Consider the following 24831-nt stretch of genomic DNA (forward strand, 5'->3'; position numbering starts at 1 on the left):
TACGGATGAGATTAAATGAGGTCAAGTCAGGAGGAAGCGCGGGAGATGGCTTATAAGAAATCTAAAGACCGGCGCGTGGTCAGGAACCGGCGGGTAATGATCTATACGTTCCTGCTTATCCTGGCCTTGTTTTATATATCGGCTCACAGGACGCTGGAAAAGGAGAGGGGTGCTGACAGGGCGGAAGTGGAGATGATGGCCGGTGGAGATGGGACGGCGAAAGTATTGGATGGGGCGGCGGATGCCGGGGAAGCGGACCCACTGATGGAGGCTGGAACATCAGCCAGGCCGGCGAAAGCGCAATCAGAGGTATGGTCCGGGGAAACCGGGCTGACAGCAGGACAGGCCAGCCGGAAATGTGAGCAGGATGCTAACAGGGCGCAGGGAGATGAACTGATAATCGGTGAAAGCGACCTTTGGTGCCTGATTCTTACCAATGCGGAATATCCCGTACCAGAGGACTATACGGTGGAGTTACAGGTGATTCCTGGGACGGAACAGTCTGTGGATGTGAGGATCTACGAGCCTCTTATGGAAATGCTGGATGCCATGAGGGAACAGGGGCTTGCCCCAATCATATGCTCCGGATACCGGACGCTGGATAAGCAGGAAAAGCTGTTTAACAGGAAGGTGCAGTCCTATGTGAGGAGAGGCCACACAAAGGAAGAATCCTACGCACTTGCAAGGCAGACCATTTCAATTCCCGGTTCAGGGGAGCATTGCCTGGGTCTGGCTGTGGATTTCTATACGAAGAAATATCATAAGCTTGAGAAAGCATTTGAGAATACGCCGGAAGGAAAGTGGCTGATGGAACACGCCCAGGAGTATGGATTTATCATGCGTTACGGGGAAGATAAGGTGAATATAACCGGAATTGAGTATGAACCGTGGCATTACCGGTACGTGGGTGTGGAAGCGGCGGAGTATATAAAGGAACACAATCTTTCATTGGAAGAATTTTATATTGAACAGAGTCTTTATGGATAAAGTGCACATAAATCGTAAATGATTTTTGTGCACTTTTTTGGTAAATAAAAGAGGAGGGGTGTACGATAAATATTACAGAGCGGAAGGGATGGTATGTTTCGGAAGCTTAGTCCAGTGTCAGACAGGGCCCGTCCGGCATTGGGAGAAACATTTTTAAAACAGGGAAAAGGAATTCCCGGAACAATATAATTACATGGAGGTAATTAGTATGAGGATTCAACACAATATCATGGCATTAAATTCCAGCAGGCAGCTGGGCGTGAACAACAGTGCAGTATCTAAGTCGCTTGAGAAGTTGTCATCCGGTTACAGAATCAACCGTGCAGGTGATGACGCGGCAGGTCTGGCTATTTCCGAAAAGATGAGAGCACAGATCAAGGGATTAACTGCTGCAAGCGACAACTCACAGGATGCGATTTCTTTGGTGCAGACAGCGGAAGGCGGACTGCAGGAAGTTCATTCTATGCTGAATCGTATGGAAGAATTGGCTACCAAGTCATCTAATGGTACTTATACAGATGATGTGGATAGGAAGGCTTTACAAGATGAAGTTGATGCGCTGAAGGATGAGATCAACCGTATTGCAGATAGTACTAATTTTAATGGAATTAAGTTGCTCGATGGTTCCATGGGACTAGGATCAGCTGGAAAAATTGACACTGTTACGGCAGCTGCAGATAAGACCCATTTAGATGCAGCAACTCAATTTACTTTGTCTGCACCTGAGGGATACAGTGTAAAAATTGTTAATGGCGAAAAGGGAAAAGGTAGCTCAGCTTCTTGGGGAGGAGATAAACTTCTTACAATTACCTTAGATGGTGATGAGACTCATGCATATTCGCAAAAAGAGATAGATGCCTTGATAAATAGTGCAACGGGAGTTCCAGAGGGCGCAGCAGGTAAGGTAAAATTGACTGTAGACAGAGACTTTAAGGTTGGCGCAGCAGGTGTAGCAGGTGGATCAGACTTAATTACATTAAAGTCTGAAGCAGCAAAAGCAGCCTCTAAAAAAGGTGCAGCAGAGAAACTAACTGTTACTTCTACAAAGGCAGGAGATGTTGGTTCAGTATTCAAAATTGTTGCCGGTGGAACGGCAGAGCTTGGAGCAGTACGTGGGGCGGATGGAAATGTGACTGTTAACATTGAAAGTGGAAAGTCATATAGTGCAAGCGATATAAATAAGATGTTAGGTGCAGCTGGTGCTGAAATGACAGTTGATTTTGATGGAACAATGACAGGAACAGATCTGCAGACAGAGACAGCAGGAGCAGGCGTTGGTCTAACATTAGCAGGTGGCACAGGACTTGCAAATGGTGGTGGACTTAAGTTGCAGATAGGAGATACTAACGATTCATGGAACCAATTGGATTTGTCAATAGCAGATATGCATGTAAGCAATCTTGGTATTGGTGACATTAATATCGGAAACAGAGATGGCGCATCCGCAGCCATCAGCAAAATCACCGATGCCATCAACCAAGTATCCACCAGCCGTGGCAAACTGGGCGCGATCCAGAACCGTCTTGAGCACACCATTAACAATCTGGGGGTTACCACAGAGAACATAACAGCAGCCGAGTCCCGTATCCGTGACGTAGACATGGCAAAAGAGATGATGGAATTCACAAAGAACAGCGTTCTGATGCAGTCTGCACAGGCTATGCTGGCACAGGCTAATCAGCAGCCACAGTCCATCTTACAGTTATTACAGTAATATTCTTAAGTATATGCTTTAAACCAGAAATAAAAGATAAGGCATTGCCTCCGATTTGGATATGAAAAACAAATAGGAGGCAATGCTTTTTTACGTAGTTCATTTGTTTCTATCCTTGCTATTATACTTTACATGTGCTATTTTCAAGTTTATAGATGATTTCTTCATCAATCCCATTCGGGAAGTTTCGTGTGCCGCTACTGGCGGTGTATTCTCCGACATGTTCGTCCGGAAGTATCTGTATAACAGCAAGTTGGTAAAGCTGCCGTTACCCCGGTATCTCATATTTTACAATGGATTAAAAGAGGAGCCAGGCAGATCAGAATTGAATCTGTCAGTTTTATTTTCTGTATAAGGGAATATTTAAATCGGGGTATAGCATTGGAAACAGCGGTGGATCATGCGGTAGATGAGTGTATCAGCAAAGGAATCCTGTCAAAACTTTTATCAAAGCACAGATCGGAGGTACAGGATATGATATTGTAAGAATATGATGAACAGGTTCATATGGCTATGGAGAGAGGGGAAGGCCGGCAAGAGGGAGAATTTATAAAGCTGATTAAACAGGTTAAAAAGAAAATTGAGAAGAGTATACCTGAGGAGAGGTGCGCGGATATGCTGGAGGAGGATATCGCTGTTATCGGGAAGATTTATGATATTATAAAAAATCATCCTGACTGGGAGGATATAAGGGTGTACGAAACTGTTGAGGGATTGTTTCTTCCCATATTACCTGATATAATGGTAACCATACTATGACGATTAGGGAACAGTTTGTTTCTGGGGGAGTTGCTATGGCGGTTACCATTGTGTTGTCAAACCAGAAGGGCGGGGTGGGTAAGACCACATCGGCCTATGTGCTTGCAACATCGCTGAAGGAGAAGGGATATAAGGTGCTTGCGGTGGATATGGATCCGCAGGGGAATTTGAGTTTTGCAATGGGGGCGGATGTGGAGAGCGCCACTATTTATGATGTGTTAAAGGGGGAGCTAAAGCCCAGGTATGCGGTACAGAAGTCCGCGTTGGTTGACATAATTCCAGCTAATATTCTGTTAAGCAGCATTGAATTGGAATTTACAGGGCAGCACAGGGAATTTCTTTTAAAGGAAGCACTGGATTCCCTGAAGAACCTGTATGATTACATATTGATCGATTCACCTCCGGCTCTGGGAATCCTGACAGTCAATGCCTTCACGGCTGCTGATTACGTGCTGGTCCCTATGCTTTCGGATATATTCAGTCTCCAGGGGATTACACAGCTGGAGGAGACCATACGCCGTGTGAGAAATTACTGTAACCCTGGGATTCAGGTCCTGGGTGTATTTTTGACAAAGCATAATCCCAGGACCAGGTTCAGTAAAGAGGTGGAGGGAACGCTGCGTATGGTTGCGGATGATTTAAAGATGCCTGCCCTGAATACTTTTATACGGGAGAGTGTGGCGCTTCGGGAGGCCCAGTCCCTTCAATGCTCAGTGTTTGATTATGCGCCCGGATGCAACGCGGTGCAGGATTATGAGAACCTGCTTCAGGAGTTGATGCAAAGGGGGCTGAAGGTAAATGGCTAAGACCAGAACAGAGATTGACAAGGATATGATGTACCGCAAGATCATGCCTTCTGCCGTAAAAAAGGATGGGGGTGATCAAAAGGGGACCGCAGCAGATGGAGTGCCGGGCATGGAAAGACCGGGTGAGCCGGGAGCAGATGGGCAGGGTGCATCTGCCGATGCCGAGTCCTCAGACAACACGGCGGCGGGAAACCAGCCGTATTCACTGCCCACGGCAGCATCAATGGCAAAGGCGCTAAAGAGGAACCCTGTTTCTCTTCCCTTTAAGGAGGAGAACAACATGGTGTTGGTCAATTTGATGGAGGAACTGGTTATCTCCAGGCTGGATTCCACACTGGACCGTTTTAACTGTTGTAAATGTGATAAATGCAAGAAGGATATCGCCGCCCTTGCTCTGAACCGGCTTAAACCGCGATACGTGGTAATGAGGGAAGGAGATCAGGAGAAGCGCGGTAAGGCGGAGCAGGAAAATGGCCAGGAGGTGACCGGAGCATTGGTACAGGCGATTCTGGTTGTAAAGAAGAACCCGCTGCATTAGAATGTATCACTGTATTTGTAATGTATCACTCCATTAGAAAATTCCACTGTATTAGTAAAACCGGATCATATGCAATGATTAAGCCGCCAGGATATGGGATGATTCAATTCCGTATCCCGGCGTTTTTAATCGCAGCAATAGTTGTATTCACATAAATATTTTTAAAAATGATAAAAAATCTCCTCCAAACTGTAAAGTTTCATTCCCCGCGTCCGATAAGTACTATAGGAATATCAGAGTCACCATATAGAGAGCACCGAAAGAAAGGAAGCGAAGATATGGATATGAAGATCACGAGAAATTATGCGGCTTACCAAAATGCTGTGAGCAACGCAAAACATACAGAAAAAAACATTTCCACTCCGGCGCCCGCGGCAGGGAAGGCCAGGGGGGATGCGGTCTGTATCAGCAGCCAAGGGGCGAAGAAAAGCGGGGCGTCCACATTTGCGGCAGCGCTCTCCAAATCCATGGAGGAAGGCGCGCCGGCCGACCGGATCGCGGCTTTGAAGCAGCAGGTACAGGAAGGTACCTATGAGGTTTCGGCAGAACAGATAGCCAGGCGTCTGATGAGCGGTCTGTAGAGAGGGGAAAGGATTGGAAGAGATCATTCGTTTTTTGACAGAGTATACGGAAGCGCTGGAGGCCATGGAACAAAAGCAGGTGGAAAAGCTGGGGCTTCTTATGACGAGAGAGCTGGATAAGGTGGAACAGACCATTATGATACAGCAGGCCATGGATAAGAAGCTGGAGAGCCTGGAACAGAAGCGGCAGGAACTGTTTGCAGCCCATGGGCTGGATGGAAAGACGTTAAAGGAGATCGCTGAATCTATGGATGGGGTGCGGCAAAAGGAACTGCTGGAGCTGTATCGCAGGATAGACGGTGCCATTGGCAATATCCAGTATTATAACAAAAAGGCGGAGATGATTGCAAAGTCGGAGCTGGAGCGCATGGGCATTGATTCCAGGATGATGGGGAATCCCACCGGTATCTATGGACGCCCTTCCATTCAGAAGGGAAGTAAGCTTGAGAAGAAGGCCTGATAAGGGCTGATATGGGGAGAGTGGTAGATTGAGACCGACATTTATGGGGCTGGAAACAGCTAAGAGAGGTATCATGGTGAACCAGAAGGCCATTGATATCGTGGGAAATAATATCAGCAATATTAACACCAAGGGATATACGAGGCAGCGCCTGGACTCGGTGAGCGTGCATGTCTACGGAAGCGACCAGTATAATTACAGTTCTATACCGCTGGCAGGACAGGGCGTGGATGCCAGGGGCGTTGCCCAGATCCGCAACCCCTATCTGGACGCTAAGTTCAGGGAGCAGTACAGCGATGTGGGATATTTTGACCAGAAGGCAGCGATCATGGACCAGATCGAGGGGATCATCAGTGATCCCGAGGTGGAGGGGACCGGTATTAAGAGCGCTCTTACCACGCTGTCCCAGGCGTTGGCGGATTTCAGCCAGTATCCGTACCAACAGACTAATGCCAATATTGTTATGCATGCATTTCAGGGTGTGACTCAGGTCCTGAATGAATATGATGCCAATTTAAAGACCTTGATGGAGCAGACGAAGAATGATTTTTCCATTGCGGTAAAGGACATCAATACCAAGCTGGATCAGCTGTCGGAGCTGAACCGCTCCATTGCCCATGAGGTATTTGTCAACAGCGATTATGATGGGGTGAATTATGGACCCAATGACCTGCTGGACCAGAGAAATACGATTCTGGATGACCTGTCCAGATACGGTGTTGTCCAGGTGACGGATCTGGAGGACGGAAAGGTACAGGTTAAGTTTAACGGAAAAGTAGTGGTGGATGCTTCAGGGGCCTCCCATACCAATGACCATCTGACCATTGGAAAGGACGGAACCAGCCTGACGTGGGACAGCAGCGGAAAGACGGCAAATCTTGGAAGCGGGGCTATCCGGGGATTTACGGATATGCTCACGGGCGGAGATTCAATTACAGCGGGTATCCCTTATTACCAGAACCAGCTGGATCATCTGGCCAAGACCCTGGCTCATGTGTTTAACAGCAAGGTCCATGCGGACGATCCCGCGCAGCCGGATAAGTATAAGGAACTTCTAAGCGGGGACGGGAATGGTAATATCACGGCGGGAAACATTTCCATCAGTAATAAGTGGGCGGAGGATTCCTCCTATATTATCCGGAAAAAGAATCCGGACGGCGATCTGGACAACACGGATATTATGGCAATGAAGGCGGCGCTGGAACAGGATTTTGATTTCGGCGGCGAGTTTACAGGCACATTCAGCGAGTTTGTAGCCAGGACCACAAGCATACTGGGAAGCGATATCAAGACCAATAATTCGCGGATGGATGCATCCCTGTCCATTGCGGAGAGCGTGGAGAAGGAGCGCATGAGCGTGTCCGGTGTATCCCTTAATGAAGAGGGGATCAACATGATGACTTATAATAAAGCATATCAGGCGCTGGGGCGTCTTATGACTACCATGGATGAGCAGCTGGATATGATCATCAACAAGATGGGTATGGTAGGACGTTAAGGAGGAACATATGAGAATCACGGAAAATATGATGACAACTTCATATAACAAGAATCTTCAGAGGAATATATCAAATCTGGCTTCCTCTAATCTGAAGCTGGCATCCCAGCGCCAGTATAACCATGTGTCCGAGGATCCGGCAACCGCGTCCAAAGCATTTGCCATCCGCGACCAGATCGCCAGGACAGAGGAACACATTAATGTGGTGAAAAATGCAACGGGCGAGTTAGAGACAGCGGATTCCAATATCCTGACCCTGAACTCGATCCTTGAGAATATTTATGAAAAGGCAACCAAGGCAGGAGGCGCCAGCAGCCAGGATTCACTGGATGCCATTGCGGAGGAATTAAACGGCCAGATGGAAGAAATCCTTCAGACCATGAACGCCAGGTACGGAGATAAATTCCTGTTCTCCGGTTCGGCCAACAGCGAAGCGCCGTTTTCCCTGGATGCGGACGGAAACCTGCTGTTTAACGGGAAACAGGTGGATGCCTATGATAAAAATGATCCGGATACGTATTTTACGGAGAATAAGCCGGTTTATCTGGATGTTGGTTTTGGAACGTATGCAAGCGGCATGAACACGGCCAAATCCGGGATCAAGATTTCCACCTCCGGCGTGGATGTGCTGGGATATGGAAAGGATGAAAACGGATATCCCAATAACCTGTACAGCCTGATCGGCCAGGTGAGCGGCCAGCTGAAGGCCGGTGATAAGAACGGCGCCATGGATACCCTGGCACAGCTTAAGAAAAAGCAGAGCAATATTTCCATCGCCACTTCGGAGATCGGTACACGGGAGAAAATGCTGGAGCGCACCCAGAACAGGCTGGAGACAGGCCTGGTCAATCTGCAGAAGACACAGAAGGATCTGGAAGCAGTGAAGGTGGAGACGGAAGCGGTCACCAACAAATCTGCTGAGACAGCCTGGATGGTTACCCTGCAGCTGGGTTCCAGTATTATACCGCCGTCCATATTTGACTTTATGAAATAAGTTGAAGAGAGGTGCCAGAGGATGAATGTGTTAAAGATAACAACAACTCCTATTCAGCTGTCCATGACCTCCCAGAGGGCCAGGCTTGAGAGCAGAATGCCTGATCCGGAGGTGGGAATTATTCAGAATCCCGGCAAACTGAATATGAAGTCAGAAAATATAAAGGTGGAGATCGACACGTCCCGTTCCAGGGACAGTCTGGGATTCAGGACAGCCAAAGGACTTATGAGAGATGCGGCCCAGGCCGGTCTTAAGGCTGTGGCGGATGCCACGGCACAATATTCCCGTGTAGGGAATCAGATGATGCAGATCCAGGATGGGGTAACAGTGGCGGATATTATAAAAAACCAGATGGCGGCCCAGACCAACATTACCACCGGAATTGCATTTATACCTTCGGCTGCCCCTGATATCTCATGGCAGCCCGCGGATCTGACCATTGACTATACCCCGGCGCAGGTAGCGTTTGATCCGCAGGTGCAGGAACCTGCGGCCATGTATGTACCGGGCGAACTGCGCGTGAATGTGGAGCAGTACCCCAAGGTTGAGATTGAGTATATGGGTGATCCCATGTATGTGCCGCCCAGTGCCAATCCGGCCTATGAGGCGGCAAAGTAGAGGACAACGGCAGATCAGTGGAATGCAGATATACGGCTGACGCGGGACAGGATGATATGGAGGGATACGCTTGAAAATCGAAACTCGGGATTTTGGAATCCTGGATATAGAAGAGAACAACATCATAACATTTAAACAGCCTCTGTTTGGATTTGAGGAATATACGCAGTACGTCCTTGTAAATGATTCCAATATGGGCAACGGTATCTGCTGGCTGCAGTCCATTGAGCAGAAAAATGTATGCTTTATCATGTTAAATCCTCTGGAGGTCAGGCGGGACTATGCTCCGGTGGTAATGCAGGATGTGCTGATCCTTTTGCAGGCTGTACCGGAGGATAACCTGGACTGCTGGGTACTCATGGTCATAGGGGAAACCTTCCGGGATTCCACAGTTAATCTGAAAAGCCCTGTTATTATCAATCATGAGACCAATCTGGGCGTCCAGGTGATACTGGACCAGGATTATCCCATACGGCAGCCCATATTCAGCCGGGGAGAAAGGGATGGCCTATGCTGATATTATCCAGAAAAAAGGGCGAGTCAATTAAGATTGGCGATGATATCGAGATATTTGTGGCGGAGATCAAAGGTGATAAGGTGCGCCTTGGCATATCGGCGCCTGAGAGTATGAAAATATGCCGCACAGAACTGTATCTCACGGTTGAGAATAATAAGGAAGCGTCTGATAAAGTGGATCTTCTCAAGGTGTTCCAGTTGTCCAGGAGCCTGAAAGCCCTTGGGACAGAGGAAGGGCAGAAGAAGGAGGGAAAAGATGGAACTGCTTGAGCAGATGAGAATGCTGCTCAGGGAAAAGACCATTTTGTTTGGGCAGTATGAGAAGGAAACGCTGCGGCTGGACAGGGATGACCTTGAAGCGGTGGATGAAATCGTGGAGGCAGTAAACGCCAGGCAGGCCATCATTGAAAAAATCAATGGCCTGGACCGGGAGATTGAAGCCATCCGGGACCGTTCTTCCTACGGTTCCCGCTGTTATATGATTGGAAAAAACAGGTGCGATTACAGCGGCCTCAGCGAAGCGGAACAGATCCTGTTTAAGGATGGACAGGATGTATTTACCATGATAACCAGGATACGCGATCTGGAGGCAGGGGTGCCGGGGAAGATGGCAAAGATCCGGGCCCAGCTTCAGAGCAGGATAAAACAGAACAATGTAAACGGTAAATTTACCGGGTATTTAAAACAGATGAATCAGGGGAGCAAGGGCGTGCTCTATGATAAACGAAGATAGGGGGAAGAGCGATGGCATCGGCTTCATCAATTAATACAGTCAGCGCGAACGGCAATAAGAATTACATATCAGGCCTTGCTTCCGGTATGGATACGGACAGTATTGTTGAAAGTCTGCTGCTGGGGACACAGACAAAGATCGATAAGCAGACAGGTCTTAAGCAGCAGCTGGAGTGGAAGCAGGAGACATACAGGGATCTTATCACTAAAATCAATACATTCGGAGATCAATATTTTTCTTATTACGGTTCGGGCCAGACGAATCTGCTGAGCACCAGTTTATTTAAGACCATGACGGGAATCAGCAGTTCCAGCGCCATTAAGATAAGCTCCGTATCCTCCAACGCGGTCAGCTCCATGAGGGTCAGCGCGGTGAAGCAGCTGGCAACGGCCTGCTCGGTGAGAACGGCGGGGACGGTGACGGGGGAGCCGAGAGGGAATGATGTTGATTTCACAAACTTTACAGATGCAATCGGGGAGACAAAGTCATTTTCAGTCACATTGGATGGCGTGAGCAGAACGATTGATTTTACAATTGAAGGAAAACTATCAGATCCTGCTGATCCGAATTCTCCGGAAGAGGTGGATGAAGAAAAAACGCTTAAGAATATTAACCAGGTATTGTACCGTAACTTTGGGACTTCGGTAGGAATGAAATTCGAGGAGGATCCGCCCAATAGTAAGAAAGGGACAATGAAACTGGTTCAGCTAAACGCAAATGGTGCTGTAACGAGCGATGCGGTTGACTCATCCAGACGGGTTATCATTGAGACAACAGGAGACAGCGACTCCTCAAACACAATTGCCAATTTAGGATTTAAAGGTGGATTTTCTAATAAGCTGGATTATGGAACATCTTTGAAAAATATGAATTTTTCTACGCCCTTACAGGGAAATCGGTTTGAATTTGATATCAATGGTGTCACCATCAAGGGATTGACCGGGGATTCAACTTTAAGCGATGTGATCAGCGCGATCAACAGCAGTGATGCAGGGGTTAAGGTATCCTATTCATCGGCATCTGATAAATTCATCATGGAATCTTCCTCTACAGGCGAGATATCCAATATAAAGATGGGACAGAGATATGGAAATCTGCTGACCACTATGTTTGGGGTGGAGGCGACCGGTTTACAATCCAATATTTTTTCCAAGCCGATTGAGGGGACGGATCATGTGGATTTAAGTTCTGTTATCAATAAGTTAAATAGCGGAAAAGACCAGTCATTGGTATTGCAGGTGGATGGACAGGATTTTACCGTTAAGTTGGAGGGAAAAACAGGAAGTGAGAGCTACAAAGATGAAGAAGGCTTAATAAACGCCATTAATTCAAAGCTGAATAAGGAATTTGGCTATGGTAAGATTGCATTTTCCTGGGATGATACCAACAAACAAGTCACGTTAAAATCTTCGGAACATAAAGTGGGATTTACAGATGCTAATCTGACAACGGGGATTGCATCCGATCTTGGATTCAGTGAGAAAGATAATGTGTATGACGGAAGCACGGAATTAAGCAGTCTGGGAATAACGGGAGATATTAAGGTCGGTAACACCACATATCATTTAGGTGATCCTTCTGCCAAAACGATCAGTGACCTGGCTGGGATAATGGGCGGAACCTATGTGGATGGGAGGATCAATATATCCGGTCAGACAGGCGGCTTTACTGTCAGCGGTAATGCTGTAATAAACGGAACGAATTTGGTTGAGAATCTGTTTGGACGGGAAAACGTGGAGCTTACGCCGGTGTCCAATACGCTGGCATCCAATTCCGTATCCGATCCAACCATTTTAAAGGGAACATTGGAATTAGCCGTATCCGGCGGAAATACGATTACGATTAATGCCGGTTCATTGACAAATGGCTTTGATGGTCTGGCTGCAGCAATACGGGCTGAAACAGGAGGAAATGTAATTTATACAGCTGATGGCCGCTTACAGATCAGCGGTACTGCCGGTGAAATTACCATTAAGGGAACGGATGATGACGGAAAGGAGTTGCTGAACCAACTTTTCAGCCAGGATACAGTAACCTTCAACCCCCACATGACCGCTTCCGTCACCTCCGGCCAAAATGCCGTCCTCACCGTGGACGGAACCGATATTGAGCGCAATACCAACACGTTTGAATTGGATGGAATTACCATGGAATTAACTTCCACTTATGACGCTTCCAACCCTCCAATCAGCTTGACTACGTCCCGTGATACTGATAAAATAATAGATGGTTTAAAGAGTTTTGTAGACGATTACAACACCCTCATCGAAGAACTGAATAAACAGCTCACGGAGACAGCCAACTATAAGAAATACGCCCCTCTTACGGATGCACAGAAAAAGGAGATGAGCGATAAGGAGGTCGAGCTTTGGGAGGAGAAATCCAAACAGGGACTCCTTCACAACGACTCCAATATCTCCAGCTTTTTGAGCGAGATGAGAATGGCGCTTTACAGCAGTGTGGAAGGCGCGGGACTGTCTCTCTATGATATCGGGATCGAGACATCGGATAACTGGCGTGACAACGGCAAGCTTGTTATTGATGAGGACGCATTGAGGTCTGCCGTAGCCACCAACCCGGATGCCATCAGTAAGCTGTTCACGGACAGGGACCAGGGATTGGGAATTAAGATGCAGAACGCCATCAAGGCGGCGGCCAATGTAAGCAGCGGCAGTCCCGGAAGTATGGTGCGATACGCGGGCACAAAGGATGTGCTTCTCACAAGCAATACCCTCTATGAGGAGATGAAGCATATTTCAGAGACACTTTCCAACCTGAACACCAAGTATGAGCTGGAGAAGACGCGGTACTGGAAGCAGTTTACCGCCATGGAGCAGGCGATTTCCAATATGAACAGCCAGAGTTCCTGGCTCACCCAGCAGTTCTCATCATGATGAAGGAGTAATGACTATGCAGAATCCATATGCAAAATATAAACAGCAGTCCGTAATGACCATGACCCAGGGCGATATGATCAACCTGTTGTTTGATGAGATGATCAACCGTCTGAACAAGGGGCTTCTGGGCCTGGAGGTACGGGACTACGAAGCCAGCAATACCCATTTTAAGAAGGCGCAGGCAATTATCAGCCATCTGGTATCCACATTGGATCACCAGTATCCGGTATCACAGAGCCTGGCCTCTCTCTATGAGTATTTCAATTACCAGATCCTGCAGGCCAATGTAAAGAAGAGCCCTGAGCCGGTGAATGAGGTTCTTCCTATGATCATGGAACTGAAGGAAGCATTTGCCCAGGCGGATAAACAGGTGCGCATGGGCCATACAGGATGAGATAAGGGGGCGGGATCATGCCGTTATTTGATGACAGGGCTGTAGGAGCCCTGGAATGGGGAATGGATGCCATGTGGCTGAAGCAGCAGGTTGCCAGCCACAACATAGCCAACGTGGAGACGCCGGGCTATAAGGCTAAGAAAGTGGAATTCAAGGATGTGTTAAGGGATACGGCCCAGGGGCCGGAGCGCTTAGCAAAGCCGGTGGTGGAGGAAGACGGGGACACCCAGGCCAGGCCGGACGGGAATAATGTACAGGTGGAAAAAGAAGAGCTTGAACTGTGGAAGGCATATACCCAGTATTCGGCCCTGACCATGCGCATGTCGGGGAAATTATCCACGCTGCGGTATGTGATCAATAATACAGGCAAGTAAAGGAGCAGGTTATGGGGTATTTGGATTCTCTTAATATAACAGGTTCTGCACTGACGGCGGAGCGTTTCCGCACGGATATCATTATGCAGAATCTTGCCAATCAGAACACCACCAGGACGGCGGAGGGCGGTCCCTATGTGAGAAAGCAGGTGGTCTTGCGGGAGAACGCGCTGGACTTTAAGAACGAGCTGGGCAAGGCCATGACAAAGGCTGAGAACGGCGGTGTGTACGTGGAGGAAGTGGTGGAAAGCCAGAACCCTCTGGTTCCGGTCTATGATCCGGACCATCCGGATGCTGATGAGGACGGATATGTGATGATGCCCAATGTGAACAGCGCGGAGGAGATGGTGGATCTGATGGCCGCCACCCGCGCATACGAAGCCAATGTCACGGCACTTAACATTGCAAAAAGCATGGCTTTAAAAGCCCTGGAGATTGGTAAATAAATGAAGAAGCAAAAAGAGGAAGAAGGAGGCCAGGAGTGGTTAAATACCTACGCGGATATGATAACCCTTGTCCTGACCTTTTTTGTATTATTGTACAGCATTTCCAATGTAAATATAAGTAAATTGGAGGAGATCGCTTCGGCTATGCAGCGGCAGCTGGGGATCGAGTCCCAGACCGAGTTGGAGGACGTGCCCGATGATCTCAAGTATCCCGCTATTGGCGAGAACACGGATGGACCCTCCCAGGCAGTGACCGGTTCCCAGAACACCCAGGCGTCAGCCAGGGAGATGAGGCAGATGTCACGTGATATCCAAACCTATTTTGATTCTGAGAACCTGGACGCCATTGTATCCAACACGGAGAATGCGGTGTATATCCGTTTTAAGAATGACCTTCTCTTTGATCCGGACAGCGCCAATCTGCGGGACGGCAGCAAGTCCATGCTGGACGCAGTGGGGATCATGCTGCAGGAAAAGCAGGATAACATTCTTGCGGTTTACATAAATGGGCATACGGCCCAGGCAGCCAATTCTCTGATCAATGACAGGATCTTATCCTCAGAGCGGGCGGACAATGTGGCCATCTATCTGGAGGAACAGGTGGGGCTTAACCCCAAAAAGTTAATATGCCGTGGCTACGGCAAATACTATCCCATCGCGGACAATACCACAAAAGAGGGGCGGGAGCAGAACCGCCGGGTGGACATGATCATCCTTGGAAATGGATACAGGCCGCCGGAATCAGTGGAGGGAGTGGAGACCATGGATCCCCTTTTCCCGGTTGTGATGCCGCAGGATGAGGCTATGATGCAGGAAGGAACAGCCAGTGATTAAGAGTTACGATTTTAAATCACCCAAGAAATTTACAAAAGAGCGCATGAGCACGGTGGAAAACCTGTACGACAGTTTTGCCCGTGCCCTGGCGCCGTATCTTACAGGGCTTCTCCAGTCTTACTGTGAGATCCGTATCAACAGGATCGTGGAGAAGCGCTACCAGGAATTTACCAACTCCGTACAGGATCATTCCCTGTTTGGGATGATCACCCTGAGTCCGGCCAATAAGGATTACAATGAGGCGCCTCTGACCATGGAAGTGGATACCAGGCTGGCGTTTTTTATGATTGAGCGCCTTTTGGGCGGCGCCGGGACAGAGTATGAGCTGACCAGGGATTTTACGGATATTGAAAAGGCGGTTCTTCAGTATGTGCTGGGGAAACTGACGGAATTTGCAGGCGAAGCCTGGGCGCAGTATCTGGATATTGATGCCACGCTCACCGGCCTTCAGACCAATCCCCATCTGCTCCAGATGAGCGCCCAGGAGGACGTGGTGATCCAGGTGGAGCTGGAAGTGGTCATTGACAAGCTGGCGGCAAGGCTTAACATGGTGATGCCGGCTCCCAATGTGGAGGAGCTGACGTCCAAGTTCGGCTATTCCTTTGCGGTCAGCCAGAAAAAGCAGGATGATGAGAAGCAGAAGTCCAAACGGCAGTACATTGAACAGCACATTCTGGAATCGGAGGTGGAGATCCGGGCCATTCTTCATGAGTTTTCCCTGGACGCCCAGGATATCCTCCAGCTGACCCCGGGAGATGTGATACCGCTCAACAAGAAGCTGGACAGCAAGATTTCCGTTTATGTGGAGGATGTGGCCTGTTTTGAGGCAAAGGTGGGCCATACCAGACTGCGCAAGGCAGTGGAAATAAGCAGTGAGCTGTAACCGGGAGGGACGAGTATGTTAGATGTGGATAAGGATGCCATAAAGGAACTGATGGAGATGGAAGCAGTCCCTGTCTGTGACAGGCTGGGCTCCCTTCTTGGCAGAAGCGTGAAGATGGCTGTGTCAAAGGTGGAGGAGACAGATACCGGAGCGCTTGCGGAGTGTCTGCCTCATTTTAATGTGGTCATTGAGGGACGCAGGGCGGTTAACGGGCTGACGGCGGACCAGCTGTATGTATTTTCCAAGGACGATATGATCCGGGTGGCCAATTATATTATGGGGGTGCCGGTGGATAACCCCAGCCCTCTGGATGAGATTGCTTTAAGTACCCTGAAGGAGGTTGCTTCCCAGTGCATATCCGCTGCCATGAATGAACTCAACGACCTTTTGGGGCGGGATATGGGAGTGGCAATGTCCAGGATCGCCGCATTTGACAACACGGAGCGGATTCTGGAAATGATCCGGATCTGGAAGACGGACCAGTCCCTTCTTTTGGTGCGCCTGCATTACCTGATCGATGGCGTGGTGGAGTCGGACGCGTATATCATCGCATCCCAGGCCATCAGCCAGGTTCTGGGGATACCGGACCTGGAAGAGCTGGAACTGGCTGAGAGCATACAAAAGCCAAAGGAAGCCGTGGCTGTCCAGGAAGTGTCATTTCCGGAATTTAAGTATACGCCCCTTGAGTATGACAAGGAGCAGATTGGCGATGACAGGAAGAAGCTTTTGGATATCACCCTGGATGTATCGGTGCGGATCGGCAGCACGGTGTGCAGCGTAAAGGACGTGCTGGCCCTCAAGGAAGGGCAGGTGCTGGTGCTGGACAAGCAGGCAGGCTCTCCGGCCGATGTGGTGGTGAATGGGGAACTGATCGGCAAGGGGGATGTGCTTGTGACAGGGGAGCATTTCGGAACACGCATCATAGAAATTGTGGGCAAGAGGGAGTAATATGGCATTTCTGAAAGTACTGTTTTACCTGGTTGTCCTGATCCTTGTGCTGGTGTTGGCTTATTATACCACCAGGATACTGGGGCGAGGCATGAGATTAAAGCAGAGGACCGGCGGCATGGAGGTCCTGGACCAGATGACCGTGGGCCGGGACAGCTTCCTGGTGGTGGTAAAGGTTCAGGAGAAGATCCTGCTGTTGGGCGTGTCACCTTCCGGGATTGAAAAGCTTGATAAACTGGATTCATATGAGAAAATGGAGCCGGCGGAGGCACCGCCGGATTTTGTTGCGGTTTTGTCATCCCAGCTGAAAGCGCGCAGGCGCGGTGAGGATGACGGGATGAAAAAAGGCGGGAGAGGAAAAGAATGAGAGGAACGGTAAGACAACTTGGAAGGCTGGCGGCCGGGGCCGCATTTGCCCTTGCCTGGAGCCAGAGCACATTGACGGCATTTGCCACGGATGTGTCCGTGACGCTCCAGGGCACCTCGGGCAGCGGAAAGCCCATGGACATGCTGGACATCATGTTCCTTTTCCTGTTTTTGGCAATTGTTCCCTCCCTTGTTATCATGATGACTAGTTTTACCAGGATCATCATTGTACTGTCATTCCTGAGAAATGCCCTGGGCACCCAGCAGTCCCCGCCCAACCAGATCCTGGTGGGCCTGGCCCTGTTCCTCACTCTTTTTATTATGAGTCCGGTGCTTTCCTCGGTGAATACCCAGGCCTATCAGCCCTATAAAGCGGGGACCATAACCAGGGAGGCAGCGTTTGAGCGGGCCCAGGAACCAATAAAGGAATTTATGTTAAAGCAGACCGAGAAAAAGAGCCTGGATCTGTTTCTCTCCATTTCCAAGACGCCGGAGCCGGACGTGTCCCAGGGACCGGAGGGCTATATGAAGCTGGGGCTTACAACCCTGGTGCCGTCCTTTATCTTGAGTGAGCTGAATAAGGCGTTTACCATGGGGTTTTTAATCTTTATTCCATTCCTGATCATTGATCTGGTGGTGTCCAGTACCCTGATGTCCATGGGTATGGTGATGCTGCCGCCCACCATGATCGCCCTGCCCTTTAAGATCATGATGTTTGTTTTGGTGGACGGATGGAGCCTGGTGATCAAGACCTTGGTTCAAAGCTTTCGGTAAGGAGGAACAGGTATGAATGCGGAACAGGTGATGGAAATCATGAAGGAGGCAATGCTGGTTGCGTTTGAGATAGCGGGTCCTCTTCTTATTATCAGTATCGTGGTGGGGCTTCTGGTGGCAATCTTTCAGGCAGCTACCCAGATCCATGAGCAGACATTGACTTTTGTGCCCAAGCTTCTGGTGATCGCCCTGGTCCTTCTGGCTCTGGGTTCATGGATGAGCAAGGTCATGAATGAATTTGTGGTGGAGCTGTTTGCTATCATGGCAGCCCTCTGATGCGGGGGTGAGGGATGGACGGAGGATTGTTGGAATATTTTGATGTGTTCCTCCTGGTATTTGCCAGGATGGGGGGCATGGTATTTATCAATCCTGTTTTTTCCAGAAAAGGGGTTCCCTTTATGGTAAGGACAGGACTTGTACTGGCCCTTTCCATGCTCATTGCCCCGGCAGCCCGGAGCGGGGCAGCGGGGATGATCTCATTTTCCACCTTTGACATGGCTGAGGCATTGATCAGGGAAGTGGCCCTGGGGGTCGGGATCGGGTGCATATTCCAGATCTTCTTTTATATGCTTTATGTGGCCGGGGACCTTTTGGACACGGCATTCGGCCTGGCCATGGGAAAGGTCATGGATCCCATGAATGGGGTACAGACAGCGATTTTAGGACAGTTTGTAAATGTATTCTTTTTCCTGTACTTTTTTGCCACGGGCTGCCATCTTTTGACAGTGAAACTGTTTGCCTATACATATGAGGTAATACCGGTGGGAGCCGGTGACTTTTTTGCAGGAAAAGTGATCTGGTACATCACATCCCTGTTTGCCACTGTATTTTTGATGGCGGTAAAGCTGGCCCTGCCCTTTGTGGCAGCAGAGTTTGTGCTGGAGATGACCATGGGGGTGCTGATGAAGCTGATCCCCCAGATCCATGTGTTTGTCATTAATATCCAGTGCAAGATCCTTCTGGGCATGCTTTTGATGATCCTGTTCGCCCATCCTGTGGGAGCGTTTCTGGATGGATATATAGATACAATGATGAGAGAAGTACGGAATGTGATCATGATGATGACATAGGGAAATGTGATAGGCGGACGTCATAGGACTGCATGATAAGGATGGGATGCTGTTTGCGCAGCATCCCATTTGTGAAGCAGGCGGATAAAGCAGGCGGCCAAAGCAGGCGGATGAAAGGAGGTGGTGAAGGGTGGCAGCTGATGAGAAGACTGAGAAAGCCACGCCCAAACGAAGGCAGGATGAACGGAAAAAGGGAAATGTGTTCCAAAGCAGCGATGTGGCGGCGGTATGTTCCATGCTGGTCATGTTTCATGCACTTAAGGCCCTGGCTCCCAGGATGTACCGGAATTTCCGGCAAGGCATATACCTGTTCTTTTCCTATGGGGAGAATCCCGACCGCTTTCTTGCACAGTCGGGCAGGGAAATGCTGACCAAGGCAATGATGCTGTTTCTGGAAGCAGCCCTTCCCCTTCTTTTTATCGGTATCCTGGTGGCGGTTGCGGTCACATTTTTCCAGACCAGGATGGCATTTTCCATGGATGTGCTTAAATTTAAGGGGGAACGCATCAGCCCACTGAAAGGGTTTAAAAGGATGATGTCTGTAAGGTCAGTGGTGGAACTGATCAAGGCGCTTATTAAGATCACCATCCTGGGATGGGTGGCCTACGACTTTTTAAAGGGCAGGATGAGGGAGCTGGCCGTCCTCATGGAGGGATCGGTGGAGGGCGCCCTGATCTTTACAGGGAACACGGTCATTTCCCTTGTGGACACGGTGGGAGTGGCATTTGTGTTCCTGGCTGCCCTGGATTATATGTATCAATGGTGGGAATATGAGAAGAACCTGCGCATGAGCAAGCAGGAGATCAAGGAAGAATATAAGCAGACAGAAGGAGACCCTCAGATCAAAGGAAAGATCAGGGAAAAGCAGCGCCAGATGGCTTCCAGGCGCATGATGCAGAATGTACCCAAGGCGGATGTGATCATCCGCAATCCCACCCACTATGCCATAGCTTTGGGATATGATTCCGGCCAGAACCGGGCCCCGGTGGTACTGGCTAAAGGGGCGGATCATCTGGCTTTGAAAATAGTGGAGGCAGGGGAGGCCAACGGGATTTATATCCTGGAGGATAAGCCCCTTGCCAGAGGATTGTATGCAAGCGTTGAGGTGGATATGGAAATCCCTGAGGAGTATTACCAGGCGGTTGCCGGAATCCTTGCATTTGTGTATAAACTGAATAAGAAAGATGTATGATTGTGGATAAGATCAGGAGAAGAGCGGTATGCCAGTGGATAACAGTATGATTGTCTTTGACAAGGTGACGAAAATATACGGAAAGACCCAGAAGGCTTTGGATGAAGTGAGCCTTCAGATCGATAAAGGCGAGTTTGTGTTCCTATCAGGCAACAGCGGGGCGGGTAAGACCACCCTTCTGGAGCTGGTCTTAAGGGACGCCAGACCTGACAAGGGGGATATATGGGTCAATGGCATTGAACTGGGGAGTCTGAGGGAGCGCCAGGTCTATCAGTATCGCCGGTACATAGGAATGGTGTTCCAGGATTTCCGCCTTTTTCAGGATTTTACCGTGTATGAGAATGTGGCATTTGCCCAGCGTGTCATAGAAGCGGAGAAAAAGAAAATGAGATCCAGGGTAAGGGAAGTGCTGAGACAGGTGGGGCTGGAGGATAAAGCAGGCTGTTATCCCGGACAGCTGTCCGGCGGCGAGCAGCAAAGGACCGCTCTTGCAAGGGCGGTGGTGAATCAGCCCGTACTTTTGCTGGCGGACGAGCCCACAGGTAATCTGGACCAGAAGAATGCGGAGGAGATCATGCGGCTTTTGGAAAAGGTGAACAGACAGGGGACCACGGTGCTGGCAGTGACCCACAACCAGGAGCTGGTAAAGCACATGCACAAACGCCAGATCGTGCTGAGCTGCGGCAGGATAGCCCGGGATCTTGCAAGGGAGGGATTGGCATATGCGCGCTAGGACTTTTTTGTATCTGTCCAAATTGGGGATAAAAAACCTGTGGTATCACAGAGTATACACGGCTGCATCGGTCATCACCATGTCGGCCTGTATTTTCCTGTTTGGAATCTTTTACCTGGCAGTGGCAAATGTGGACAGTGTGGTCAGGCAGACGGAGCAGGATGTATATGTTTCGGTTTTCTTTGATGAGGGGATCGCCCCCCAGAAAGTAGAGGAGGCGGGAGGGATGATCCAGGGCAGGCCTGAGGTGCTGAGGACCGTGTATGTGTCTGCAGAGGAGGCGTGGAGCGGATTTAAGGAAGATTATTATGGAAGCGGGGAAGCGCTGGACGGTATCTTTGAGGAGGATAATCCCCTGAAAGCCAGCGGAAATTATCAGGTATATATTGACGGGATGGGAAATCAGGAGGAATTTGTCCGGTTTGCCATGGGATTGGAGGGGGTGCGGAAAGTGACTTACTCCGCGGACACCATCATGGCTTTGCAGCGGATGCGGGCCGCTTCCGCACAATTGATCCGGGGAAGCGGGGCTGTTCTGGTGGTGATCTCGGTGCTGTTGATCCATAATACACTGGCTGTGGGGATTGAGGCCCAGAAAGAAAAAACAAAAGTCATGCGCCTGATGGGGGCCAGGGAAGGCTTTGTAAAGATCCCATTTGTGGTGGAGGGCATTGCTATGGCAGTGGCAGGAGTATGTATCCCCTTGGGGCTGCTGTTGGTTTCCTACCGCTGGTTTGGTGAACTTAACGTGCTGGAACTGGGGCTGTATGCCAAAGACATGGGGCTTCTGACCGAGGGGGAAGTATTCCCCGGGCTGGCAAGGGCTTCCGTTCTTCTGGGGCTGTTTACAGGGACGATGGGAAGCGTTTCCGTGATGGGAAAATTAAAGAAACCATAGATCCAAAGTGGATACGCTGCCCTTGTCCGTCCGCAGGAAGGCCGTATACGCCCGCAGACAGACTATATCCGTCCGCAGGCGGACCGTCTCAGTCCGGTGATATGGGCGGAATCATAATGGGGATATAATGCCTGCGCAAAAGATCGATAAAATACTGCTCCGCAGTGGTCAGGTACGTTCCCTTGCGAAAAGAGATGGCAATGCCAAAGGACTCCCTTGGCTCAACGGGATAATACACCACCCCACGATGGGGAAGGCATAGATTCTGGGGAACAAAGGTGAGGGCGATCCCCTCCTGGGCAATGGCATGGGTCATGTCGATCTTGCTGCATTCAAACAGGATGTGCGGGGTGAAACCCGCCCGTTCAAAATACAGGTTGGCAATGTCACGGATCAGGCTGCTGCTTTTCATCAGTACAAAGCGTTCATCTCTGTAAAGGGAAAGGTCTGCAGGTTCTGTCTGTATATAATGGCCGGAGGACCGGTGTCTGCATTTGGCCTCAGGTACTGCCAGAAGCACTTCGCTTTTATGGAATATGGTATGTTCAAGCCCGGCCTCTTCACAGTGGAATCCGCTCCAGGCAAAGTCTATGCGGCCGCTTAGAAGATAAGAATACAGATCCTTTACATTTCCCTCCACCAGATCCAGGTCATATTTGGGATACGCTTTGTAGAATTCCGGGAATACCACGGAAAACAGGGCCTGGCCGTATCCGGGCGTAATGCCCAGGCTCAGAGTGCCCCGGGCGCAGTCCACCATGTCCTCCAGATTCTTGCGGCAGTCTTTGGAAATCTGCAGGATCTGATACGCGTGCTCCAGAAACACTTTTCCGGCAGCCGTGGGGATCATCGTGTTGTTGATGCGCTTGAACAGGGGCAGCCCTATTTCCTGTTCCAGGTTTAAAAGGCTGTAATTCAGCGCGGAGCGGGATATAAACAGGTTTTCCGCCGCACGGGTAATATTTTGTGATTCTGCAATGGCAGTTATATAATGAAGCTGCTTGAAATCCATAGATCCCCCTTCCTCTTGATGTGAATTAAATTCACAGTAAATCTAAATTTAATATACTTTCCAAACGAATACACAGCTATTATACTGAATACATAAACAAAAAACAATATTTTATAGATAAAAATGACAAAAGGAGAAGGGATTTATGAAAAAACAATGGATGTACTTGTTAATGGCAGCGGGACTGTCTGCGGGTATTCTCAGCGGATGCAGCGCAGCGGGGGCGGACGGCGGCAGCGGTACGGCCAAGAGCAGCGTGGCCCAGGACGGCAGCGTGGCCCAGGACGGCAGCGGGGCGGGCGGATCAGCTTCATCTAAGGAAGCGGATGGAGCAGGCAAAACAGAAGCAGGCAGCGGGGAAACGGGCAGCGGGGGAACAGGCAGCGGCCAGGCGGGCAGTGGACAGGAATCCTGGGATGCGGATACAGTGACCATCTATGTCCCCACCAAGGCGGGAAATCAGGCGGACTTATATATCCGCTTTATCACTCCGGTCCTTGAGAAGAAACTGGGTAAAAGTTTTGTTGTTGTGAACCAGACTGACGGCAATGGAGTGGTTGCGTATGAAACGGTGAGGAATGCCCAAAAGGACGGCAGTACGCTTTTATATTTCCTTAATTCCATGGTAGTGCAGAGCCACACCGGTGTATATGACAAGACCCTGCCGGAGAATTTCACGCCCCTTGCAGTGGATACAAGCACGGGAAGCATGTGGCTTACTGTCAAGGCAGATTCAAAATACCAGTCCGTACAGGATATCATCGATGACGTCAAGGCAAATCCCGGCAAGATAACATACGGCATGACCAGCGGACAGGCACTTCATATGCTGGGCGGAATGATGGAGACAGATATGGGCGCTTCCCTGGCCATGGTGGATGCGGGAGGAAATGCGGAAAGGCTTATTTCCCTTCTGGGAGGCAATGTGGATTTTACGTTCGTGTCCACGAGCGCTGCGGAACAGTATCTGGAAACCAATGAGATCAAGGTCCTGGGCTGTGTCACCGGCACGGGGGAGCGGGATCCTCTTTATCCGGATATCCCCAGTGTCACAGAGGAGGGACTTGCCAGCACCATGTTTGGATTCGATACCCTTTTGCTGGGACCGGCCGGTATGGATCCGGAGCTTGTAGAAGAGATCAACACAGCGTTCCAGGATGCGATGATGGACAAGGAAGTGGTGGACCAGTTTGCGGCCATGAAAAATACCATGGAAGCCCTGGATGTGGAGGGCTCCGCGGCCTATATCAGGGAATTTGACGCCAAGATGGCTGAAAACGCAAAGCTGTTGGGTTTTGAATAACAGAAAAGATAAATGGGACAGGCGGTGTATAGATGAACAATCAGATGAAAAAGGACCGGATAGCAGGAGCTGTCCTGGCGGCGGCCGGCGGCCTGGCCGCAGTGGGCACAAAGCTGATGAAGGTGAAGATGCGGCTGTCGGTGGGGGATCCGGGGCCAAAACTATTCTTGTACATAGCTGCATTTGGAATGATGGTGTGCGGGGCGGGAATCCTTTTCTCCAAAGTGCCGGATAAAAAAATGCTCACCCTGGACAGGGGACAGTGGGGAAAATTCGGGTTCCTGTTCCTGGTGCTTATATGCTATCTTCTGGGGCTTAAGTACCTGGGGTTCCTTGTGTCCACCCCGCTGGCTGCATTTGCGCTGATTTATATATTAAAGCAGAAAAAGAAGATCAATCTGGCAGTGGCAGCTGCCTATTCCCTGATACTTACAGGAGTGCTGTATCTGGTGTTTGTTAAGCTGCTGTCCATTGTTCTTCCATAGAGCGTGTCTGAAGATACG

At 49.7% G+C, this 24831-nt stretch carries 30 protein-coding genes; 29 read left to right on the forward strand and 1 reads right to left on the reverse strand.

What is annotated here, in order from left to right; all coding sequences use genetic code 11:
- Nucleotides 1–45: 45 nt before the first annotated feature.
- The 27 genes from HMPREF9469_RS19255 to HMPREF9469_RS19390 all read left to right on the forward strand — a co-directional run bounded on the left by HMPREF9469_RS19255 (nt 46) and on the right by HMPREF9469_RS19390 (nt 22013).
- Nucleotides 46–987, forward strand: a complete 942-nt coding sequence (locus tag HMPREF9469_RS19255; protein WP_007865493.1) for a M15 family metallopeptidase — start codon at nt 46–48, stop codon at nt 985–987.
- Nucleotides 988–1195: 208 nt separating this feature from the next.
- Entirely contained in the window at nt 1196–2701 is a 1506-nt protein-coding gene (locus HMPREF9469_RS19260) for a flagellin N-terminal helical domain-containing protein (RefSeq protein ID WP_007865496.1), read from the forward strand.
- Between the two features lie 507 nt (nt 2702–3208).
- A complete protein-coding gene (locus tag HMPREF9469_RS19270) occupies nt 3209–3460 on the forward strand; it encodes a hypothetical protein (protein ID WP_007865500.1) in 252 nt (83 codons plus the stop codon).
- Between the two features lie 35 nt (nt 3461–3495).
- Nucleotides 3496–4266 carry a ParA family protein gene (locus tag HMPREF9469_RS19275; RefSeq protein WP_007865502.1) on the forward strand — a complete coding sequence of 257 codons (771 nt, stop codon included), beginning with the start codon at nt 3496–3498 and terminating at the stop codon, nt 4264–4266.
- The gene (locus tag HMPREF9469_RS19280; RefSeq protein ID WP_007865504.1) at nt 4259–4804 is read left to right on the forward strand and encodes a late competence development ComFB family protein; all 546 of its coding nucleotides are present in this window, start codon (nt 4259–4261) and stop codon (nt 4802–4804) included. Before HMPREF9469_RS19275 ends, HMPREF9469_RS19280 begins: the two co-directional genes overlap by 8 nt.
- Nucleotides 4805–5082: 278 nt before the next feature.
- Nucleotides 5083–5385, forward strand: coding sequence for a flagellar biosynthesis anti-sigma factor FlgM (locus tag HMPREF9469_RS19285; protein ID WP_007865505.1), 303 nt, complete (start codon nt 5083–5085; stop codon nt 5383–5385).
- A gap of 13 nt (nt 5386–5398) precedes the next feature.
- On the forward strand, nt 5399–5845 hold the full coding sequence (gene flgN, locus HMPREF9469_RS19290; RefSeq protein WP_007865507.1) for a flagellar export chaperone FlgN: 447 nt from the start codon (nt 5399–5401) through the stop codon (nt 5843–5845).
- A 28-nt stretch (nt 5846–5873) separates the two neighbouring features.
- Nucleotides 5874–7343 (forward strand): flagellar hook-associated protein FlgK, encoded by a 1470-nt coding sequence (gene flgK, locus HMPREF9469_RS19295; RefSeq protein ID WP_040416882.1) that lies wholly within the window; start codon nt 5874–5876, stop codon nt 7341–7343.
- A 10-nt stretch (nt 7344–7353) separates the two neighbouring features.
- Nucleotides 7354–8337 (forward strand): flagellin N-terminal helical domain-containing protein, encoded by a 984-nt coding sequence (locus HMPREF9469_RS19300; RefSeq protein ID WP_007865511.1) that lies wholly within the window; start codon nt 7354–7356, stop codon nt 8335–8337.
- A 21-nt stretch (nt 8338–8358) separates the two neighbouring features.
- Entirely contained in the window at nt 8359–8955 is a 597-nt protein-coding gene (locus HMPREF9469_RS19305) for a DUF6470 family protein (protein WP_007865515.1), read from the forward strand.
- Nucleotides 8956–9025: 70 nt separating this feature from the next.
- Nucleotides 9026–9472 carry a flagellar assembly protein FliW gene (gene fliW, locus HMPREF9469_RS19310; protein WP_007865518.1) on the forward strand — a complete coding sequence of 149 codons (447 nt, stop codon included), beginning with the start codon at nt 9026–9028 and terminating at the stop codon, nt 9470–9472.
- Nucleotides 9466–9741: a carbon storage regulator CsrA gene (gene csrA, locus HMPREF9469_RS19315; protein WP_007865520.1), complete on the forward strand. Its 276-nt coding sequence runs from the start codon at nt 9466–9468 to the stop codon at nt 9739–9741. The genes fliW and csrA overlap by 7 nt, the downstream gene beginning before the upstream one ends.
- Entirely contained in the window at nt 9728–10204 is a 477-nt protein-coding gene (locus tag HMPREF9469_RS19320; RefSeq protein WP_007865521.1) for a hypothetical protein, read from the forward strand. Before csrA ends, HMPREF9469_RS19320 begins: the two co-directional genes overlap by 14 nt.
- 11 nt (nt 10205–10215) lie before the next feature.
- A complete protein-coding gene (gene fliD, locus HMPREF9469_RS19325; RefSeq protein ID WP_007865522.1) occupies nt 10216–13098 on the forward strand; it encodes a flagellar filament capping protein FliD in 2883 nt (960 codons plus the stop codon).
- A 16-nt stretch (nt 13099–13114) separates the two neighbouring features.
- Entirely contained in the window at nt 13115–13495 is a 381-nt protein-coding gene (gene fliS / locus HMPREF9469_RS19330; RefSeq protein WP_007865523.1) for a flagellar export chaperone FliS, read from the forward strand.
- Between the two features lie 17 nt (nt 13496–13512).
- Nucleotides 13513–13869: a flagellar basal body rod protein FlgB gene (locus tag HMPREF9469_RS19335; protein WP_007865525.1), complete on the forward strand. Its 357-nt coding sequence runs from the start codon at nt 13513–13515 to the stop codon at nt 13867–13869.
- Nucleotides 13870–13880: 11 nt separating this feature from the next.
- Nucleotides 13881–14315 carry a flagellar basal body rod protein FlgC gene (flgC, locus tag HMPREF9469_RS19340; RefSeq protein WP_007865528.1) on the forward strand — a complete coding sequence of 145 codons (435 nt, stop codon included), beginning with the start codon at nt 13881–13883 and terminating at the stop codon, nt 14313–14315.
- Nucleotides 14316–15149, forward strand: coding sequence for an OmpA/MotB family protein (locus HMPREF9469_RS19345; protein ID WP_007865536.1), 834 nt, complete (start codon nt 14316–14318; stop codon nt 15147–15149). It abuts the gene before it with no gap.
- Nucleotides 15142–16032 (forward strand): flagellar motor switch protein FliM, encoded by an 891-nt coding sequence (locus HMPREF9469_RS19350; RefSeq protein ID WP_007865539.1) that lies wholly within the window; start codon nt 15142–15144, stop codon nt 16030–16032. Before HMPREF9469_RS19345 ends, HMPREF9469_RS19350 begins: the two co-directional genes overlap by 8 nt.
- Before the next feature lie 15 nt (nt 16033–16047).
- Complete coding sequence (locus HMPREF9469_RS19355; protein WP_007865542.1) at nt 16048–16980, forward strand: FliM/FliN family flagellar motor switch protein; 933 nt, start codon at nt 16048–16050, stop codon at nt 16978–16980.
- Between the two features lies 1 nt (nt 16981).
- Entirely contained in the window at nt 16982–17347 is a 366-nt protein-coding gene (locus tag HMPREF9469_RS19360) for a flagellar biosynthetic protein FliO (protein ID WP_007865544.1), read from the forward strand.
- Nucleotides 17348–17481: 134 nt separating this feature from the next.
- Nucleotides 17482–18120 (forward strand): flagellar type III secretion system pore protein FliP, encoded by a 639-nt coding sequence (gene fliP, locus HMPREF9469_RS19365; protein WP_334291330.1) that lies wholly within the window; start codon nt 17482–17484, stop codon nt 18118–18120.
- Nucleotides 18121–18132: 12 nt separating this feature from the next.
- Nucleotides 18133–18396 carry a flagellar biosynthesis protein FliQ gene (gene fliQ, locus HMPREF9469_RS19370; protein WP_007865556.1) on the forward strand — a complete coding sequence of 88 codons (264 nt, stop codon included), beginning with the start codon at nt 18133–18135 and terminating at the stop codon, nt 18394–18396.
- 14 nt (nt 18397–18410) lie between these two features.
- Nucleotides 18411–19190, forward strand: a complete 780-nt coding sequence (locus HMPREF9469_RS19375) for a flagellar biosynthetic protein FliR (protein ID WP_007865558.1) — start codon at nt 18411–18413, stop codon at nt 19188–19190.
- Between the two features lie 130 nt (nt 19191–19320).
- A complete protein-coding gene (gene flhB / locus HMPREF9469_RS19380; RefSeq protein WP_007865560.1) occupies nt 19321–20382 on the forward strand; it encodes a flagellar biosynthesis protein FlhB in 1062 nt (353 codons plus the stop codon).
- Nucleotides 20383–20410: 28 nt separating this feature from the next.
- Nucleotides 20411–21115: a cell division ATP-binding protein FtsE gene (gene ftsE / locus HMPREF9469_RS19385; RefSeq protein ID WP_007865561.1), complete on the forward strand. Its 705-nt coding sequence runs from the start codon at nt 20411–20413 to the stop codon at nt 21113–21115.
- Nucleotides 21105–22013 carry a cell division protein FtsX gene (locus HMPREF9469_RS19390; protein ID WP_007865563.1) on the forward strand — a complete coding sequence of 303 codons (909 nt, stop codon included), beginning with the start codon at nt 21105–21107 and terminating at the stop codon, nt 22011–22013. Before ftsE ends, HMPREF9469_RS19390 begins: the two co-directional genes overlap by 11 nt.
- Nucleotides 22014–22101: 88 nt before the next feature.
- On the opposite strand, the gene HMPREF9469_RS19395 is transcribed toward HMPREF9469_RS19390, so the two are convergent.
- Nucleotides 22102–23025, reverse strand: a complete 924-nt coding sequence (locus HMPREF9469_RS19395; protein ID WP_007865567.1) for a LysR family transcriptional regulator — start codon at nt 23023–23025, stop codon at nt 22102–22104.
- 145 nt (nt 23026–23170) lie between these two features.
- On the opposite strand from HMPREF9469_RS19395, the gene HMPREF9469_RS19400 reads away from it, so the two are divergent.
- A complete protein-coding gene (locus HMPREF9469_RS19400) occupies nt 23171–24328 on the forward strand; it encodes a tripartite tricarboxylate transporter substrate binding protein (protein WP_007865569.1) in 1158 nt (385 codons plus the stop codon).
- A gap of 32 nt (nt 24329–24360) precedes the next feature.
- On the forward strand, nt 24361–24813 hold the full coding sequence (locus tag HMPREF9469_RS19405; RefSeq protein WP_007865571.1) for a tripartite tricarboxylate transporter TctB family protein: 453 nt from the start codon (nt 24361–24363) through the stop codon (nt 24811–24813).
- Nucleotides 24814–24831: the final 18 nt, after the last annotated feature.

The organism is [Clostridium] citroniae WAL-17108 (genome assembly GCF_000233455.1).
GTDB lineage: Bacteria > Bacillota > Clostridia > Lachnospirales > Lachnospiraceae > Enterocloster > Enterocloster citroniae.